The sequence below is a fragment of the Neobacillus phoenicis genome (genome assembly GCF_047302305.1).
Classification (GTDB): domain Bacteria; phylum Bacillota; class Bacilli; order Bacillales; family Cytobacillaceae; genus Neobacillus.
In genome coordinates this window covers 870,530-888,491 of sequence record NZ_CP154847.1, presented here as the reverse complement: position 1 = coordinate 888,491, position 17,962 = coordinate 870,530, and the positions used below count along the sequence as shown (strand labels likewise).

Below are 17,962 nucleotides of genomic sequence, written 5' to 3'. Positions count from 1 at the left end.
TTAATAAGGATTATAGTGGAATTTTATTAATATAAGGCTCTATTACTCTTCATTGTTGATTTACGAGAATTCATAGGCGGAGAATTTCCGGCTAGTATATAAAGAGGAAGCTTAAGAAACAGAAATAAGCGGAGAAATTCCGTCTATTGTATATATAGGATGCAAATTAAGCACAAATAAGCGGAGAAATTCCGCTTAACTGCTCTAAATAAGACAAAATACCAACGATTTTGATCATATAAGCGGAAAAACTCCCCCTATTTTTAAGGAAATAAGGGTATTTCCCAATTTAAGCGGAATTTTTCCGTTTATTTTTCCAACACGTGAATTCAACCTTCAGCCTAGACAGGCACCTGAATGCCCCCCCACTTTTTATTCTTTATTAAGCGGGACAAGCTGGTAACCAGTTTGTCTGATGGCAAACTCCACACCTTGCTGCAAATTAGAAAATGTCTTTACATCATTTAGCCTGATATGCGAGGTAGACATTTCCATGCTCAGTTTTGGTGAAATTCCCACTATACAACATTCGCTTCCGAGCAAGCGAATAGCAGAGATTAATTTTTGAATATGATGGATTGTCAATTCATCAGCGTTTGAAAGTCCTGTAACATCAATTAACAGATAACTCGCCCATTGTTTTGAAACCTCATATAAAGCACTTTCCGTTATGTCTCTAAGTCGTTCTTCATTGTATTTTCCTATCATTGGAATGACCAGAATGCCACTTAGAACAGGAATGATCGGCGAAGATAATTCCTTTATTAATTCAGATAATTCCCTTGTCCGTTCATTTACCTTTTCTTCCAATTCCAAAATACTCTGCTGCTCTTTCCTTCGAGCTAAATCATGAATATTTTGAGATGGAGTAAAACTGGACTGGAAATATTCAATTTCATCATAATCGTATCCTTCAGATTGTCTTTTGGTAATCCTATACCACATATTCACTTTGAAAAGTCCTGCCAATACACCAGCCCAGTGACTTGGTAAAATGATCGATGCATCCATTTTCTCTTTATCTTTAAATATCCTGTGTTCCCAGCTATTGATCAATCTGATGGTGGCTGTCTTTTCTTCAAAAGAAAAATCAACAATCTCATATTTTCCCCAACCGGCATTTCTGTATATATCACCGTAGTCTGCTAATAGTTGTTCATAATCATTTCGTCCTTCGTAGTAGGAAGTGACAAGGTGTCCCATTCGGTAGCCTGTTGACTCGAACACAGTCCTGCTTGCCTCTTTACCAGACACTTCTTCAATAGTCTCAAGAAATAACATGATTGCAGAGTCCCAAAATAAAAGAGCGGGAGCACCATCAAATAAAAATAACCCTGCCTTTTTGTCCCAAACAAATTCATTTTTATTTACTTTAATTTTAGCCTCATTTTTAGTCATTTTATCCTCAGTCCCCCCTTGTAGTTTCCATATGTAAGTTTTCTTGGCTTCGTATACTTAACCAAATTAAGGTAAACTCTATCAATCTGTATTATAAAGAATTTAAATAGACTTTCCAAGTTCCATCCCCGCACTCCAACAATATTTCAATCTATTTAAAAGCCTATCACTCTTTGACAAAATCCGGGTGGTGACAGGCACGAAAATCCAGTAAAATTCAATTAAAAGGATTTAGCAGAAGGGGGTTAGTAAATGATTTTGGTGAGTTCCTGCTTAGCAGGGTTAGATGTGAGATATAACGGGACAAATTGTTTAAATGATAAAATTAGTAAATTGGTAGAAGAAAATAAAGCTATTACAATATGTCCAGAACTACTTGGTGGGTTTACAACGCCTAGAGAACCAGCTGAGATCATTGGTGGAAACGGGGAAGATGTATTGGATGGAAACGCTAAAGTTGTTGATAAATCAGGTAAAGATGTTACCCAACTTTACCTAAAAGGAGCATATGCTACCCTGGAACAAGCTATAGAATTGCATGCGACTTTGGTAGTTTTAAAGGAAAATAGCCCATCCTGCGGCAGCTCAACCATATATAACGGTGAATTTACCGGAAACAAAATGATGGGGATGGGAGTTACTTCTGCTTTACTAAAAAGAAATGGATTAAAAGTAATTTCAGAAGAACAATTTGCAGATATCCTCCTTTAGTTCAAATCGCGTTTAAAAAATTCGTGTCGTGCCTGGCACGAGAGTTCCACGAATCATTGGCGGAGAATTTCCGGCTATTGGATATGGAGGAAGCTTAAGAGGCTGAAATAAGGGGAGATACTCCCTCTATTGGATTAAGTCCATATAATTGTGTAAAAAGAAAATAGGTCATCATCATGACCCGTGTTACAATGTTTTCGACCAAGAAAACCATAAACGGAGGACATGATGATGACCCAAATCAATATTACTATAAATTTAGAAGATCTCAAAGAAAAAGTTGAAAGCAGCTCATTAGAATCACCAGTTAAGGCTTCTTTATCACTCATTTTAAATTCTTTAATGGAAAAAGAAAGAGATGAATATATTAATGCTCTTTCTCATGAAAGAACCGAAGATCGGAGGGGCTATCGAAATGGTTACTATGAGCGTGAGCTCATTACTGGTGTAGGTTCTCTCAAACTAAAAGTTCCTCGTACCAGAGACGGTGAATTTTCTACTTCTATCTTTGAAAAATTTAAACGCTGCGATCAAGCTCTAATTCTTTCTATGATTGAAATGGTTGTAAATGGTGTTTCTACACGTAAAATCACAAAAATTGTAGAGGAATTATGCGGGAAGAGTGTGTCCAAATCACTTGTTTCCAATCTAATGAAGACCGTAGACCCCATCATCAACGACTGGAGAAACCGTCCACTTAACGTTCATTATTATCCATATGTGTACGTGGATGCTATGTACATTAAAGTTCGTGAGAACGATAGAGTAGTTTCTAAAAGTGTTCATATTGCGGTTGGAGTTAGTGAAAGCGGTCATAGAGAGATCATTGGCCTCAAAGTCAATCACACCGAATCCACTGATAGCTGGACTTCCTTCTTCGAATATCTAAAGTCCAGAGGTCTTCAATCCCCTAAAATGGTGATTTCTGATGCTCATGGTGGCTTAGTTACCTCCATTAAAGAATCATTTCTAGGAACTTCATGGCAGAGGTGTAGTGTTCATTTTTTAAGAAATATCATGGATACTATGCCGAAAAAAGGTACTGCTGAGGCTCGTCAGGAATTAAAAGACCTCTTTCAAAACTCAGATTTAAGTGTGGTAAGAGACTTGAAAAATCGCTTTGTAGAGAAGTATCAAGATACCAAGGGATTCGCAAAAGTAATTGAAACATTAGAAAATGGCTTTGAAGATGCAATCCAATTTCATTCACAGCCGGTCCAGTATCATAAGCACTTACGCACAACGAATATGCTAGAGCGCTTAAACCAAGAAGTACGGAGGAGAGAAAAAGTCATACGTATTTTTACAAATGATTTGTCCGCTATCCGAATAATTGGATCCGTATTAATGGATATTGAAAAAGATTGGAACAAAAATAATGTTCCTTACCTCAAGAAAACAAATGAAAAATAACTCTCTACTCAAGTGGAGTGGAAAAGCCTAATTTCGAATTGACATCGAGCCTCCAGCGGGCATGATGTAACGCCAGGAAGCCAGGAGTTTAACAACACCTGGCTTGCCCTCCTAGGCTATCATGCCCGCCTCTCAATGTAAATTCGAAATAATATAGTTCACCTTACTAATTTTTTTATTGATCGGAATCATTGTTGACACTTTTACACAATTAAATGGACTTGACTCTCTATTGGATATAGAGGACGCTTAAGAAGTTGAAATAAGGGGAGAATTTCCCTCTATTGTATAAATAGGATGCAAAATAAGCTGAAATAAGCGGAGAAATTCCCCTTAACTGCTCTAAACAAGGCAAAATACCAATGATTTTGAACATATAAGTGGAAAAACTCCCCTTATTTTTAAGGAAATAAGGGTATTTCCCAATTTAAGTGGAAATTCTCCCCTTATTTTACAAACACAATTAAGTTGTAACAGAGCATAATATAAAACGACCTGTCTGGCATCTACGTGTCTGATCCATACAGGTTCAAGCAGTAAAAATAGTACAGGGGCTCCAATCCACAGTTTGAAGCACATTATAAGAGCCCCTCCTAGCAACATCTCCAACCAAATTTCAGCCAAAATGTATGGCTGCAAGCTAGTCATATCCCCCATAAGCCAACAGACTTCACCATTTTTCCCTATCTGCTATACTAATCAAACGTTTAATTAAAAATCCCGCGAACCGCTCCCTTTACATATTCCTGACCACTTTCTCATAAAAACAATCTCGATGATCCCTCCCCTAAATTCCCCTACCAATCCACAAAACCCAAGCCATTTCTCTTCAACCGACTCTATTCTATTACTCCCACCGAATTCCGAGACTAAACAAACGTTTGATTAATTGAAGGATTAGCCCTTGTTAATACTCGTTTCTTAATCTGAAATCATCAAAAAGATTGTCGACTACTGTCTTTTATAAAAATGAACTCAATATGGTGACTGAGAAGATTGTTAAGCAGGGACCTTGATTGGTCACATACTCTCTATTTACGACCAGGTGCGATAGATAGTTTATTTTTGAAGCAAATAAGACGACTAGAACCCATCACTCGCCACTGGTATAATTTTCATATACCTAATTAGATATAGGAGACCATCATGCAAAAAAGAACAATGAAACTAATCCAAATAGATTGGGAAGGTTCTTTTACATTAGATGAGCTACATCTCCTAACCGACGAATCTCACGACTATGGAATCTATCAAATCTACGGGAAACACTTGGTCTATGGAAAAGATGTTTTATTATATATAGGAAAAGCGGACCAGCAAACCATTGGGAAGAGAGTATCACAAGAAATTTGGTGGATTACCAACGACTCCAACCACCTTAAGATCATGCGGGCCGTCTAGCTGGGGAACATACACCCACGGAGGCCATTTGGTCAAAGGAAATTGATCTGGCCGAAAAACTTCTAATCACTGTACACAAACCAGCCTACAACTCAAAGAGTCTATCGCTTATACGGGATACCGAGCTACAGGATATTCATATTCTGAATTGGGGAGATCACAGAGACCTGCTGCCTGAAATTTCGGGTTTACGATGGACAAGCAAATTAGACTCTATGAACTACGATATTTATAGCTATACCATTACCGAGTAATCGTACATCTTCGTGCTTTACTATTGGGAACATTTGTGAAGGAGAGAGCCGATTATGCCATCTATGATCATTGAAAAAATGACAATACCTTATGAGGAAGAAATACTTCAAAAGTGGAAGAAAAGAGACTCATCCATTGTCCCCTCCTTCATGCTTGCTTGGAATGGCCCTGGCATAAGTAATGGCTATGGTTTTGGAGAATGGTAACGGAGCAATATTTTCGTGCTAAAGGGTTTAATACAATCACCAATGAATTTAACCTTTTATCCAGAACCTCGAAATTTAAGATATACAATGACATCATTTCTCTTATGACCGGTCAGCAAAAACTCGAACAGTTTAAAGATGCAGTTAAAATATTGGAAGACACAGACCACTCCATTGAAAATCCTGATCTGTTCATTTACAATCTGTAGACTTGTTTCTTCGTGGAGGTAAAGAAGGAAAGAGATGTGCTTAGAGTTCCACAGATGCGGTTCATGTACCTAGCTCAGTCCATTTTAGGAATTCATTCAAAACTAATCTATTTGTCCGATTCCGAAAATAAGGAGTTTCAAAATTTGATTGAGATAGAGTTTGATATTCCAAAGGTTCTCGAAAACACTAAGAATAATAGTTGATTTTTATCATGAATAAGGAAACCCTCCTACATCTCCCGTGCCTGTTATGGAATGAAGTGCCATGGGGCCGGTTCTCTTGGATCATAAAAAAGCCAGCAGAACCGGCCACTTGCTCCTACTAAGTCTCAGACTTTTAAATGGGAATGATTTCACGCATAACTCCCTTCAGAACTTCTCGTAGAATTTCAAGAAATGTTTCCAAGATTATTCCATTATATTCATCATTATGATTATCCTTTTTATTAGGCGGATCGGATTTGTCATTAAGAATTGGAAACCTTTTGTAGCAGGTATTTTCATCTATGGGGCTGCTGGAGCTCTGCTTGCAAAAATAAGTTCGGACCCTTACTCATGGTTGTCGTACCGGTTTTCCTCTGCCGTATTTACGGAAGCGGTAATCGTCGCTGTCATTGGATTTTTTGTATTGAGGAGTGTCTTAATCTGGCTGTACCAACAAGGTTATACAAGTTCAACAGCACTCGGCATCATGGGGAGCGCACCACTAATTATTATTTCCTTTATTCTACCATTCCTAAAAATGCATATTGGTGGGGACTTCTTTGCCCATGACCCAGCGTTTACAGATGGTCATGTTGTGACGGGTGGAGATCATGTGGTGCCAAACGGAATACATTCCTCCGATCCGGCCATAGCTAATGGATCAAATCTACAGCATGTACAAGCCCATGTAAGAACCGCACCGGATGGGGATCCTACGAACAACTTATCCTATCATGGTCCGGATGCAAAGCCACCAAATATGCAAAACTTGGTTCAAGTCCATGACTATGTGAGAACGGCTCCAGACGCTTTGGTAACCAATAATCTGTCTTTCCACGGGGGTCCGGCTACACCAGGAACCTCCTCAAATGTCCATGTGACCGAGGCAGAGGCTATATTCCCTACTCTAGTCAATGAAGCCGTTACAGCAATCAATCCTAGTAAAATAAATAAAGAGCAGCTGAATAAAGTTACAGAAATTACCCAATCAAACCCTTCAGGACAAACAACTGTTGACCGATTGGTTAACCGGCTAACCCAGCTTAGTGAGGATAAAAAAACAAATCAGTAAAATTGATCAATTATGGATGTCAATTTTCGACGAAATGTAAGAATTCTACTAAAATGAAAAATTTAGATCCTTTTGGAGGATTCAATATATGAAAAAATGCAAACAATGCGGATCTACGATGAAGGAAGATGCTTGGGAAGAAATCCATCTGATGGATGATCATATGATAGTAGATTCGTTTCTAGCATGGGTCTGTGAAAAGCAGTGCGGGTATTATGAAAAGATGAATGGAGACATACAAGATGCAAACTAATGTAAGCAACATAAAGATTGTCGGCCAGGAAGGGTCTGAGCGTTATCTTTTGAGTTTAGGAAATGATCAAGCCAGTATCCTACATTTAAAGGAAAAAGTCCTTTCCGCCCCGATGCACATAGAATCTTTTTATAGCCATGGATTCTGGCAGGATTATCAAGGGAATCTGAATTTAAACGATCTTCTTCCTCTGCTTCAGGTAGAGGTAACCCTTGGCGGCCCATTGATGCCTTTCAGTGAGCTATACGGTAGTGAAGAAGAGTCTAAGTGTGTAGTGTTCAGGCAAAATGATGCAGCCAGAAAACTTCTGTACCAAGAAATTCTCCAAGGCAGACTTAGACAAGGCTGGGGCTATTCTGACCGCTTTTCTTTATTTCAAGGACAGCAAAGCTTTATCCAAAGCTACCAAAACGAAAAAACGGATTTGGATGGAAAGGCTCAAAAACAGTGGAATGTATTATCTAGAATGTTATTCATTAAGGAAGGTGATACAATCATTATTCCTAAACAACCGGATTACCATCACTTTTTGATTGTCAAAGCGAAGCAGGCACCAGACTCGCATAGCTGTTATGAGTTCAGCCTGCCTTTGGAGCCAACAAATGATTACCGTCATGTGATCCACATTGATCTTGACCATATCCAAAAGGTCCATTATGATTTCCCTCTTACACCCTTGATTGTGAAGAGGCTGCTAAAATCGATCGCCTATTCAAGTCCAGTGAATATGGTTAGAAACCAAGAGTTTAAGCAAGCCATTGTAGAGGTGTTTTCATCCAATGAAAAAGAAGAACTTGAAAAAGCCCATCCGCTACACGATAAGCTTCAAACGATTGAGAACAAGCTGTATACGGAGTGGGTAAAAACTGTTCGCAACCTAACACCTAGTGATTTTGAAAAACTAGTCAAAAAATGTATGAAAGATAACGGATTCACCATTCTTAAATCGAACAGCTATGACCGAAAAGGCGGAGATATTGATTTACTATGTTCAAAGAACATTCCTGTGGAAACACCATTTGAACTTAAATCTATTAATCTCACTTATTGTATTCAAATTAAAAAGCACGAAGATTTAACAGGCTCTACTGGGGTCCACCAATTGGTAAGCATGGAAAAAAACTTAAACCTTGACGAAGCTCATGTGATTCAAAAAATCCTGATTTCCCTTGCTGACGGGTTCACGGAAGAATGCAAGGAATTGGCGGCCGACAATCGAGTGGAATTGATTAATGGGGTTGATTTTGCCCAAATTTATTTTAAAAGTATATAAGTTACTCCTTCAGAAAAAGCACACAGGGAAGGTTCTAGTGGCTCATCTCAAAGAACCATCAGAACCTTCCCTGTGGGATCCGTTTCCTGATCTGTGACTTCACTTTGTTCAGATGCAATCAGCTTGAGAAAACATCACGCCCTAATATTTCTGGAATCTGCAAAAGATCGAATACTTGATAGACGTCCTCACTTAAGTGGGTAATCGTTACCTTCACTTTTCGTTCTGTAAGCTCCCGAACTTGGTTCATTAATAACCCTATTCCTGTAGAATCAACAAATAAAACATCTTTAAAGTGCAGTTCTACCTCTTGGTACTTCTTTAAAACAGTAACCAATTCTTCTTCCATCAATTCAGTGGCCTCAATATCTATATCTCCCTTTAACAGTGCGGTCGCCTTTTCCGCTTCATGTATGATGATCTGATATTCAAACATATATTCTTCTCCTCTAGATTCGTTTATAGGTGGTTAACAATTTAAAATAACAGCAGTCTTCCTTCAGGTGTTACTCTAGCGAAAATACTTTTTTCCTCGCGTTCAAATTCATAGGATTGATTTCCAATTTGGATGATTGTCCCTTCCAGCGCATGGTTTATTTTGATTGTTTGTCCTTCGGGGACACGAATACGCGTCACCAATCCACCTTTTGTTCCTGTCTCTTCTGCTTCCACCCCAAGTGCCGCATATACTTCTCCCCCACGGAGACTTCCACTGATTATCACTTTCCTTTCTGAATGAATAGTAGAATTAATACAGCCTTTTCCAGTTATAGAGATATCTCCACAGCAGGTAAGTTCACTATTCAATACATACGGAAGGATCATCATGGCATTATCAACTAGGACATCCGGACATAGATCATGAATTCGATCTGCTAATGTAATAATGTCTGACGCTTCCTGAAATTGTGAAGGCAGGACCCTCAAGAATCCGTTAGATAAATCTATCAGAAGTTCTTTTATTTCTTCCTCAAGTATTTGTAGTTGATCAGCTCTGGATATTAGCTCGTTTAAATCCTTGATTAAAGCTGGTAAGGTTTTAAACTTTTTCTCCAATAAAATTTTTATCAGGGAACTTAATCCCTTTTTCACAATATCAGATGTTTTAAAAACAGGAGATTGATACACTTGGTCCACTGCTAGGGCCAACCCTTTTAATTCCGTAGAAACTCTTCTCATTACATGCTCTATTTGTAAAATCAAGTCATTGCTCTTCCCTGCGTGAAGATAACTATTAAACACATTTTGACAGATAATGATGCTATTCCCTGAAATAAGTTTTGATTGTTCTACCGTCCCCTGAACATAGAGGTCGCATAACGCTAGGAGCTCCATCCCCCCGTTTACATTCCCTCTAACTTCAATATCTCCATAATATCGTAGGTTTCCAGACACAGAATCAACATTTGTAGAATGAATTAACCTAGGAATCACAGACACTTTTGTTTTCAGTTCTTTGAATTGAGTAGACAGCCTTCCCGATTCCACCGCGACCAGCTTAGAACCTTGATCAACAATGTCTACTCCTCTCCCTGTTTGCACTTCCATTTCTCTTACAGCTTCGGGCTTAATGTCCTCGCCCGTTACGGTATAACCTATTTTACCCGTTTTGGAAGGATGAATGATTCCTAACAGGTGTCCTGTTTCCACATTAGGAAAGGTAGTAAGTTTATGAAAGTCTAGTTTTCCATTTTCTATGAATTTCCACCTATTATTCTCCCAGTTCGTATCTACTACTGTCTCTAGCCAACCATCTTCACCTTTAAGAGGTTCCACCCCTTTCGCAATCAGATATTTTCCTGGTTCTGTTGCATCCATGGCTTTTTGAATCTCTTCCCTTCGGATCCCTATTCTTATACCTAACTCTTTCATTTTTTGTTCAATGTGAATAGGTTGAAGAGGATTGATTACTTTCTCCTCTACCGATACTTCAAGGTACAAGTTGGAAATTGGTTCCTGATCAACCAAACGATAGGTTTTCCGAAAACCTGGTTCCACCTGAAGCGTGGCCTCCATTTTTCTGTCATCCAGATTAATAGACCAAGATGCTTCTTTCATTTCTGCTTTAAGTTCAATTTTGACTTGATCCTTTTCCATGAGTACTGTTGTTTTCCTTACCAATTCCCCGTTTTTATAGAGGTTTATTCCCTTAACAGGTGTAATAGTCGGGTAATGATGGTCCGTTTCCTTACAATAAACTCGTCCATCTTTCACCCACACCTTACCTAATGCTTTGTTCATTTCAGTTTTTCTATCTTTTAGATTTATACTAGCCTTCTCGTGGGAAACATGGTGATCTGCTGGGTGAGTTTCCATGTTCAATCCACCCTTCGTGTGCTTTGGTTTTTTGATTAACCGAACCACAGCTGGCTTTGTCCCAAGGATACCAAACAACCGCTTTGTCTCTGGTTGAATAATTTCAATATCTACCTGAGACTTCGGTATATCCAATAAACTCAGACCGTTTTCAATGGCTTGATCAAGTGTCTTCCCTCTTGAAATCATAACTTCACTCATCATGCATGCCTCCTTCCGATTGAATCATTGGTGAATTATAACAGGCGATGTCTGTTGAGTGCTCGCCTACTTGTAGAATCACCATGGTGATATCATCTTTTTGATTCACTCCATTCATAAATTGAAAAACATCAAGAACAATTGCTTGTTCCAGTTCCTGAACACTTCTTCCTTGATTTTGCAGCAAGGTATTAATTAGCCGCTCTAGTTTGAATTGCTCTCCCTCTTGGTTTCGGGCCTCGACAATTCCATCCGTATAAAAATAAACAGTTTGAGTGGGTTTTAAATGTATCTGACTTTCATGATAGACTTGGTTTGGTAAACCTCCCAGCATCACTCCTGTGACTTTTGGAAGTTCCTCCACTTTATTTTCATCAAAATAGAGCGGAAGGTGATGACCCGCGTTTGCAAAAGTAAGAACTCCTAGTTTAGGGTCCCAATCTGAACAGAAAACAGTGACAAAAGATTTTAGAGAACGCAGATCGTTATATAAGGCATTGTTCATAGCCGTTAACGTTTCACCTGGGCCTGCCGTACTTTCGGCTGCACTACGAAATGCCCCTCTCGTCAAAATCATTAACATGGCTGCAGGTATACCTTTCCCCATCACATCCCCAATGACAATCCGTATTTTCCCATTAGCTAAAGGATAGAAGTCAAAATAATCTCCACCAATAAGTCTTGCTGGAATCGAGGAACCAATCACTTCACCTGAAATTAATTTGGGAGGTTTTGCATTTAAGAGTTGGGTTTGAATATTTCTGGCCAAATTTATTTCTCGTTTCAAAATCCGTAATTCATCCTGCGTTTCTTCGGACACTGAAGGAGCCTGTTTGAAAGTAAGTCGGTCACGAAACTTCAAGTCATGCTCCCTCCCTTTTGAGGGCTTTCATAATCGTAAATAAACCAACTACTTCAAAAATCTGCTTAGTCCCTTCATCCATGCCTTGTAATTCAATAGAAAAATTGTTTTCCCTTGCTAGATAGATTAATTCCATAATGGCTCCTATACCAGTAGAGTCGACAAATTCCAGGCTTGAAAAATCTAGAATGAGAGAATGCACCTCAGGTAATACTTCGATTTGTGTAACAAAGTCTTCTATTGTAGTAATATCTAAAATACCCTTTATTCGGATAACGGCGCACTTTTTTTCGTGCCGCTTTTCAACTATTAAACTCATTTTTCCCCTCCTCACCCTTCGTTTGTTCCCACTCTTCGATGACCTAAATGAGAATTCTTAACTCTCTATTACCAATCCGTAGCTAAACAAACCACTTTCTACAGGCCTTTTTCGGACCACTTTTGCTTGAAACAAAATGCTATTCTCTACTTCAATGTTTTTAAAAGTAAACACTTCATGCAATTCCAAATTCAATTCCGTAACAATACGCAACCCGTCTTTACTAGCATCATCCATAGAAACAATCTTGTAAAAGGGTTCTAATATCAACAATTTTACCGAAGTGTCAAACCCCACTCTTCCAAACTCTCGACGTTCGTTTTCCATATTTTGTACCTCCCTCATACCTACCATTTAACAACACGTATTCTCCTCCAATAGGTTCAACCTATTAGGCAACATCTCCAGGCTCATTGTTATTTTTTCTTTGCTGTTTATATTCAATTAAAATGCTGGTTCCTTCAGAAGAGGTATAGATGGATACCCCGTTAGAAAAATTTGATATCATTTTGAATCCTTGACCTAATGAACGTTTACTAGAATAACCCGAAACCAAGATAGTTTTGGGAATTTCATGCAGTGGGATCCCTGATCCTTTATCAGAAATTAAAAACTGCAGTAACTGACCTCGTCGGTAAATCGATAAATTTCCGCTAGTAGCGTGCTTAAGGATATTTGTTACTGCCTCTGAAACAGCCACTTGTACCTGCATGGAATTCATTTCTGTTGGCACTTGTTGCAAAACTTCCATTGTCAATTTCCGGCTTTTCGGTACATCCGAATTGCTATTTACTGGAATATCTGCGATTTGTTCTCCTAACTGTTTCATAAGGCCAGTTTTTGAAGAGTGAAGCGTAATTTTTCCATCTGAAACGGTGTTTACCACTTCTACATAGGACTCTAAAATGTTTTTTTCCAAACGCTTTCTATAACCTAGATAAGGCGTAAGATCATGGACAAAAATCGTAATCTCACCATTCGGCTCTAAATGAGCGTGAAGGTCAAAGGTGTGATGATCACTTGTAAACGTTTCATGAACCGTCTCTTTCCGCTTACTTGCTATTTCTGCTAGAGAAAGAGCAAAATCGATAGGCAGCTCATTTTTTTGTGAAACAACTGTGCCATTTTTTACTTTAATGAAGTACGATTCTCCTAAATTCGAATACGTGCCATGTTCAGAGTATTGATGAACTGATTCCGTTTTTGTCTCCTCCTGATATGGAAGGATGTTCTCCAGTACCATCTCGATATGATGCAGTTCCACTTTTTTTACTAATTGAGGATCTAACCACGTTCCTGATTTTTCTACAAGCAACTTTAAAATCGTTTCCGGATCATGATTACGCGAAATAAAGTGATCTAACTCGTTAGCTACCGCTATAATTCTTGACTCAAGGGGAATCTCTTCTCCCTGGAGTCCTTTTGGAAAACCCTTTCCATCCCACCGTTCATGGTGATAGAGAATCCAATCAGAAAAGGATTCTTTCGGAAACATTGTTTTAACCATCTCCAATGCTTTTTCAGGATGTGTTTTATATTCACGTTCCTCTGAAAGAGTCATGTCTCCTCTTTTTCTAAAAATATAGGATGGAAGAAGAGCTTTTCCGATGTCATGAATAGTGGCTGCTTGCACCAAATCAAACCGCTTTCTCTTCGGATAAGCTAAGTCTTCCAGAATTGTGTCACAAATGATCCCTACACGATTTCCATGTCCTGCGAGACTAGGGGTAATACGACCTTCTAGAACCTGAATGAATGCTTCTGATATTGACTTTCTAATGGTCAGCTGTTTGATAGATTCACGAGAAAAGAAGTTAACCACTAATAGGAAAAATAAGGAGTAGAACATAGAGAAGAGTAATTCAGTATCAGATTCAATATAAGTTAGACGGGAAAGGACAATGATACTAACAACCACAGGAATTAGTAACTCAACTATTTTCGTTTTAAGATTGGTAAACATTTTTTTACCAAATATAGTTACCTCGATTCCCTCTAACAACATAAAATTCACCATTTCAAATACTACGGAGACAAGTCCAATTCTAAATAATAAGTATACCGATTCCGTCAATTCCCAGACCAGAAGGGAGGCAATTATAGAACCCGCATACATTCCAATGGTTACAAAAAGATGAATCAGCCGGACTTTCCTCTTTTTTAAACTCTTTAAAAAATAAGCACCGGTGGCTAGATAAATCGCTAAGATGGAAAAAGAAAAGCCACTGTGAATCAGCAAAAACAAGAATCCAATACTGCCTGCTGAATATTGGTCCCCACTAGGCAATCGTACCGGGCAAATTTCTAAAACAATTACAATCCCGGCTATAATCAAAAAATAAGGCATGAAAGACGTATTTACTTGAGTTATTGAATACAAAAAAGATACACAGGAGATAATTACTAAACTAATCGTGTACCCATTTACCACTTTCATTGTCTCTCACCTTTTGGTTTTATTTTTGAGGAATGATGAAAAATAAGGAGGACGATCCCAAGGCCAACTAAGAAATCACCAGGGCTTAATACATAGCGGACAACAGGAACCCAATCGCCCAAAATCCAATACGGCATGGAATCCTCCATGAGTCGATGGCGAGAATCACTCTCAAAGGAAGGGTCTGTTTGTCCTGTCATGACGAGCGCTTCTTCAGAAACAGGCATGAAGCCCCCATGCAGCATTAATGCCGTCAAATTTAAGAGCGCTCCTGTGACCATCCATTTGATCCCTGCCAAATGTCTGTTCTTCCATAGGCCGGCAATGATTCCGAGGAAAGTAAGGACTAGAATCCATTCTAGCTTGTTTTTGGTTTCAATCGTGATAAATGCAAGTGCAATTTGTACTCCAAAGCTTATTAATATAAGAAGAGGCCATTGAAATTCAATATTATAAATAAATGTCAGCGGATTTCTCCTTTTTACTAGTGTGAAAAGAATGGCTATTAATAGAAAATATTTCAATTTCAATGACCTCCTACTAAACAAATTAAAAAGACTTGGCGACAATCCTAGGTGATTGATCCAAGGTATCATCCAAGTCTTTATCTATTGCTTAACCCCACCATGGCTTACCAACTACCGGTCCTAATGCAGCAGCCACTACTGCACAAACTACTAAGATTCTTTTAACGTTAGCTTTCATTTATTTCACCCCCTTTAAAAAACTCAAAACACTCCCTTTTTGAGGTTAAATCCAATTTGCTAACAAGAGTTGGAATTTTATGTTCACTTTACTTGTGATGACTCCTTGTATCAATATTATCTATATTCCGACAATGTATGACAATATCATTAGACTCATATGTATCAAGTCCTACTCAAAATGTCCTAAACACTGTACCAACGACCCATTGAACAACAAACGAAACAAAAAGGATTCAGTCCCACTTGCCTTGAGCGATTTTAAAATAATCCCATAAATTCAAATAAATAGTATTTACAAAAAAAAAAACTCCTATTGTAGAAGTTACGACCTGAAAGCCACAGGGACGGTTCTTTTGGCACTTTATCACACGGGGACCATAAAAAATTGATATAGAACCAGCAGAACCGTCCGTGGTATTACACGCATAATCCCCTTTAAACTTCTCATAGAATTTCAAGAATTGTTTCATGATGATCACTTCCCTCCCCAAACGGAAAGAAGTGCAACAACCACCCATACAAAAATTCCGGGTGGTGACTAGGCACGGGATCTAATTAGAACAACAGGTTATCACCAGGACGGTTTACCTGGCTTGATCCGGACCACAAGAACCGTCCCTATCATCCTATTTTTCGACATTTTTCTATCCTTTCCCCTATAGGCTTTACTAATTAAACGTTGCTCCATGGATAATATAATATTCTGGTTTGCTCACCATTTTGGCTAAAACAGAATTCAAATGAATATAACGGCTAACTTCTAGCATTCCTTCTTTATCTTTAATCAGCGTATCATGACACCGTTTCTCAAAAACATGGCAGGTTAAATGATACTTAGTGTTGTAATAGTTAGCATATCGTTTATTAATTAATAAGCCCCATGATTTTTGAGAAAGAGACCTCTTGATCATAATTTGTCTGTTTTTACTGATATTTGTCAGATATATTTCAGTTTTATTGTACATCCTTTATTAAACACCCATTTGTCAGAAATTTTGAAGCGATTTTACGAAATTGGAAGGTTTTTCAATACACAATCTTATAAATTAAAAAAAGAGAACTTATTTAAGTTCCCATTAGCCGATGCACTTCATTAATTTTCAACTTTGAGATATACGCCTTATTGTCTGATTGCGGAAAGGTTGCTGCGTACGTTTCTCCTAAAGATTCAATCTTGGCGATTCGCTTCAGGTTCACCAAATAGGAGCGATGCGTTTTAAAAAATGTATCTGGTAATCGGTACTCGATTTCTAAGAGTGACTCCATCGTTTCAAACTGATCCGTTTCCGTATGAATAACCGACTTTCTTCCTTCTTTTTCTATAAATAGGATCTCGTCTGGAGCTAGGTAGACAAAGGCCTGATTCGATTTGAATAACAGCTTGTTGACACCTTTTTTATACTTTTTCGCTTCGATGCTTTTGGCCATCTGTATCAATTTCCTCGCCTTTTCCAGTGCGATGAACAGCCGCACCCGCTCAATCGGCTTAACGAGATAATCGACCGCCGAAAGCTCAAAGGCATCAATGGCATATTCATCGTGACCTGTTGTAAAAATAACCTGTAACTGCGGATGCATTTCCTTACAGATTCTCATGGTTTCGACCCCATTGACATCCGGCATCCTAATGTCGACTAAGGCAATATCAGGCTTTTCTTTTTTCACTAATTCGATACATTCTTTACTGCTGGCGGCTTCGCCAATCACACGATAATCAGGTACTAATTGGGTAAGATGGGATAAAAGCATTCTTGAAGAAGCATCATCATCGACGACAATTACTCTCATTTCTCCCATTCGTATCCTCCTCTCATTCCCGTGCTGCTCCTTGTTAGCTTACGCAGAAAAATCACGAATAAAGCGCTAATTGGTTACTTTTTGCGGTTTTCCTAATAAATAACCTTGGGCAACGGGAACATGTAGCCTTTTGGCTTGTTCTAAATCAAGCCCTTGTTCAATCCCTTCCAGAATCACACCCATTTTCCCCTTCGAATATTGAATGAATAAAGCAATCATCTCTTGTTTTTCTTTGGATTCCGCTAGTTCTCTGGCGAAATAGCGATCTAATTTAATGTAATCCGGCGTAAACTCAATCATTTTTTGTAATTCGGCTGCACCCTTGCCGATATCGTCTAGCGCTATTAAGAAGCCTTTCTCTTTTAGGAGCTTCACACGTTCTTTTAATTCTTTGATTTCCCATATATCGTCTTCAAATTTGGTTTCACTTAATTCAAAAACAATTTTCCCATAGGCTTGAGGAAAGGTAAGCAGAAATTGACCAATAAATACTTCGAATTCTGGATGCAGAAGAGTCGACGGATAAATATTAATAAACAACCGTTCCTCGTCTAACCGATGGAGGGGAAAGCTTTTAGCCGCACCAAAAATGGACTTCGTATCCAGCTCGTATAGCATCCCTGCTTCTCTTGCCTGCTCAAAGAAAGTTTCGATATTTCCTTCAAAAACCCCGTCCGGAAAGCGCAACAGTGCTTCATATCCAAAAAGACTCATATTGGCAACATTCCACATTGGCTGATACACATGTTCCATTTTCAACAATGGAAGCTGATTGATTGCTCTTCTGCTCATCACCCACTCGCCCTTCCTCTTTGCCAATATACCATTATATACGTTAATTTTTGACTTTAACTGTATCTTTTCTCACAGGTTCTGTCTATTCATGGTTCGACACGAGAGGTAGGTATTTCTGCCAATTATGGATAGG

General features: G+C 38.6%; 18 protein-coding genes and 1 pseudogene. 8 read left to right on the top strand and 11 right to left on the bottom strand.

Annotated features, from left to right (window positions below; genetic code table 11):
* Window positions 1-372: 372 nt before the first annotated feature.
* A complete protein-coding gene (locus AA0X95_RS04675) occupies window positions 373-1,398 on the bottom strand; it encodes an STAS domain-containing protein (protein WP_413305908.1) in 1,026 nt (341 codons plus the stop codon).
* 252 nt (window positions 1,399-1,650) lie between these two features.
* On the opposite strand from AA0X95_RS04675, the gene AA0X95_RS04670 reads away from it, so the two are divergent.
* From AA0X95_RS04670 to AA0X95_RS04635, 8 genes are all read left to right on the top strand, one after another.
* Window positions 1,651-2,109: a DUF523 domain-containing protein gene (locus tag AA0X95_RS04670; protein WP_413305905.1), complete on the top strand. Its 459-nt coding sequence runs from the start codon at window positions 1,651-1,653 to the stop codon at window positions 2,107-2,109.
* Window positions 2,110-2,340: 231 nt separating this feature from the next.
* On the top strand, window positions 2,341-3,522 hold the full coding sequence (locus AA0X95_RS04665) for an IS256 family transposase (RefSeq protein WP_413309821.1): 1,182 nt from the start codon (window positions 2,341-2,343) through the stop codon (window positions 3,520-3,522).
* A gap of 1,146 nt (window positions 3,523-4,668) precedes the next feature.
* Window positions 4,669-4,923, top strand: a complete 255-nt coding sequence (locus AA0X95_RS04660; RefSeq protein ID WP_413305902.1) for a hypothetical protein — start codon at window positions 4,669-4,671, stop codon at window positions 4,921-4,923.
* Window positions 4,924-5,268: 345 nt separating this feature from the next.
* A complete protein-coding gene (cas5, locus tag AA0X95_RS04655; protein WP_413309850.1) occupies window positions 5,269-5,355 on the top strand; it encodes a CRISPR-associated protein Cas5 in 87 nt (28 codons plus the stop codon).
* Window positions 5,356-5,377: 22 nt separating this feature from the next.
* Window positions 5,378-5,593, top strand: a complete 216-nt coding sequence (locus tag AA0X95_RS04650; protein ID WP_413305900.1) for a hypothetical protein — start codon at window positions 5,378-5,380, stop codon at window positions 5,591-5,593.
* A gap of 430 nt (window positions 5,594-6,023) precedes the next feature.
* Complete coding sequence (locus AA0X95_RS04645) at window positions 6,024-6,869, top strand: hypothetical protein (protein ID WP_413305897.1); 846 nt, start codon at window positions 6,024-6,026, stop codon at window positions 6,867-6,869.
* A gap of 88 nt (window positions 6,870-6,957) precedes the next feature.
* Complete coding sequence (locus tag AA0X95_RS04640) at window positions 6,958-7,122, top strand: hypothetical protein (protein WP_413305894.1); 165 nt, start codon at window positions 6,958-6,960, stop codon at window positions 7,120-7,122.
* On the top strand, window positions 7,112-8,395 hold the full coding sequence (locus AA0X95_RS04635) for a restriction endonuclease (RefSeq protein ID WP_413305892.1): 1,284 nt from the start codon (window positions 7,112-7,114) through the stop codon (window positions 8,393-8,395). Before AA0X95_RS04640 ends, AA0X95_RS04635 begins: the two co-directional genes overlap by 11 nt.
* Window positions 8,396-8,513: 118 nt before the next feature.
* Here the strand turns inward: AA0X95_RS04635 and AA0X95_RS04630 are convergent, their stop codons facing one another.
* From AA0X95_RS04630 to AA0X95_RS04585, 10 genes and pseudogenes are all read right to left on the bottom strand, one after another.
* The gene (locus tag AA0X95_RS04630) at window positions 8,514-8,831 is read right to left on the bottom strand and encodes a lipid asymmetry maintenance protein MlaB (protein WP_413305889.1); all 318 of its coding nucleotides are present in this window, start codon (window positions 8,829-8,831) and stop codon (window positions 8,514-8,516) included.
* Window positions 8,832-8,872: 41 nt separating this feature from the next.
* Window positions 8,873-10,915, bottom strand: coding sequence for a flagellar assembly protein A (locus AA0X95_RS04625; protein WP_413305887.1), 2,043 nt, complete (start codon window positions 10,913-10,915; stop codon window positions 8,873-8,875).
* On the bottom strand, window positions 10,905-11,774 hold the full coding sequence (locus tag AA0X95_RS04620; protein WP_413305885.1) for a PP2C family protein-serine/threonine phosphatase: 870 nt from the start codon (window positions 11,772-11,774) through the stop codon (window positions 10,905-10,907). Before AA0X95_RS04620 ends, AA0X95_RS04625 begins: the two co-directional genes overlap by 11 nt.
* A gap of 1 nt (window position 11,775) precedes the next feature.
* Window positions 11,776-12,093 carry an STAS domain-containing protein gene (locus AA0X95_RS04615; protein ID WP_413305883.1) on the bottom strand — a complete coding sequence of 106 codons (318 nt, stop codon included), beginning with the start codon at window positions 12,091-12,093 and terminating at the stop codon, window positions 11,776-11,778.
* Between the two features lie 57 nt (window positions 12,094-12,150).
* Window positions 12,151-12,420 (bottom strand): PilZ domain-containing protein, encoded by a 270-nt coding sequence (locus tag AA0X95_RS04610; protein ID WP_413305881.1) that lies wholly within the window; start codon window positions 12,418-12,420, stop codon window positions 12,151-12,153.
* Between the two features lie 64 nt (window positions 12,421-12,484).
* Window positions 12,485-14,530, bottom strand: coding sequence for an HD domain-containing phosphohydrolase (locus tag AA0X95_RS04605; RefSeq protein WP_413305878.1), 2,046 nt, complete (start codon window positions 14,528-14,530; stop codon window positions 12,485-12,487).
* Complete coding sequence (locus tag AA0X95_RS04600) at window positions 14,527-15,054, bottom strand: DUF5317 domain-containing protein (protein WP_413305876.1); 528 nt, start codon at window positions 15,052-15,054, stop codon at window positions 14,527-14,529. The genes AA0X95_RS04605 and AA0X95_RS04600 overlap by 4 nt, the downstream gene beginning before the upstream one ends.
* A gap of 878 nt (window positions 15,055-15,932) precedes the next feature.
* Window positions 15,933-16,109, bottom strand: a pseudogene (locus tag AA0X95_RS04595) (transposase); the annotation flags it as partial.
* Window positions 16,110-16,302: 193 nt separating this feature from the next.
* The gene (locus AA0X95_RS04590; RefSeq protein WP_413305874.1) at window positions 16,303-17,034 is read right to left on the bottom strand and encodes a LytR/AlgR family response regulator transcription factor; all 732 of its coding nucleotides are present in this window, start codon (window positions 17,032-17,034) and stop codon (window positions 16,303-16,305) included.
* A gap of 66 nt (window positions 17,035-17,100) precedes the next feature.
* Window positions 17,101-17,826, bottom strand: coding sequence for an EAL domain-containing protein (locus AA0X95_RS04585; protein ID WP_413305872.1), 726 nt, complete (start codon window positions 17,824-17,826; stop codon window positions 17,101-17,103).
* Window positions 17,827-17,962 lie beyond the last annotated feature (136 nt).

Bases quoted from the DNA above. Each gene is read 5' to 3' on its own strand.
- AA0X95_RS04675 (WP_413305908.1), bottom strand. From the start codon at position 1,398: ATGACTAAAAATGAGGCTAAAATTAAAGTAAATAAAAATGAATTTGTT.
- AA0X95_RS04670 (WP_413305905.1), top strand. From the start codon at position 1,651: ATGATTTTGGTGAGTTCCTGCTTAGCAGGGTTAGATGTGAGATATAAC.
- AA0X95_RS04665 (WP_413309821.1), top strand. From the start codon at position 2,341: ATGACCCAAATCAATATTACTATAAATTTAGAAGATCTCAAAGAAAAA.
- AA0X95_RS04660 (WP_413305902.1), top strand. From the start codon at position 4,669: ATGCAAAAAAGAACAATGAAACTAATCCAAATAGATTGGGAAGGTTCT.
- cas5 (WP_413309850.1), top strand. From the start codon at position 5,269: ATGAGGAAGAAATACTTCAAAAGTGGAAGAAAAGAGACTCATCCATTG.
- AA0X95_RS04650 (WP_413305900.1), top strand. From the start codon at position 5,378: ATGGTAACGGAGCAATATTTTCGTGCTAAAGGGTTTAATACAATCACC.
- AA0X95_RS04645 (WP_413305897.1), top strand. From the start codon at position 6,024: ATGATTATCCTTTTTATTAGGCGGATCGGATTTGTCATTAAGAATTGG.
- AA0X95_RS04640 (WP_413305894.1), top strand. From the start codon at position 6,958: ATGAAAAAATGCAAACAATGCGGATCTACGATGAAGGAAGATGCTTGG.
- AA0X95_RS04635 (WP_413305892.1), top strand. From the start codon at position 7,112: ATGCAAACTAATGTAAGCAACATAAAGATTGTCGGCCAGGAAGGGTCT.
- AA0X95_RS04630 (WP_413305889.1), bottom strand. From the start codon at position 8,831: ATGTTTGAATATCAGATCATCATACATGAAGCGGAAAAGGCGACCGCA.
- AA0X95_RS04625 (WP_413305887.1), bottom strand. From the start codon at position 10,915: ATGATGAGTGAAGTTATGATTTCAAGAGGGAAGACACTTGATCAAGCC.
- AA0X95_RS04615 (WP_413305883.1), bottom strand. From the start codon at position 12,093: ATGAGTTTAATAGTTGAAAAGCGGCACGAAAAAAAGTGCGCCGTTATC.
- AA0X95_RS04610 (WP_413305881.1), bottom strand. From the start codon at position 12,420: ATGGAAAACGAACGTCGAGAGTTTGGAAGAGTGGGGTTTGACACTTCG.
- AA0X95_RS04605 (WP_413305878.1), bottom strand. From the start codon at position 14,530: ATGAAAGTGGTAAATGGGTACACGATTAGTTTAGTAATTATCTCCTGT.
- AA0X95_RS04590 (WP_413305874.1), bottom strand. From the start codon at position 17,034: ATGGGAGAAATGAGAGTAATTGTCGTCGATGATGATGCTTCTTCAAGA.
- AA0X95_RS04585 (WP_413305872.1), bottom strand. From the start codon at position 17,826: ATGAGCAGAAGAGCAATCAATCAGCTTCCATTGTTGAAAATGGAACAT.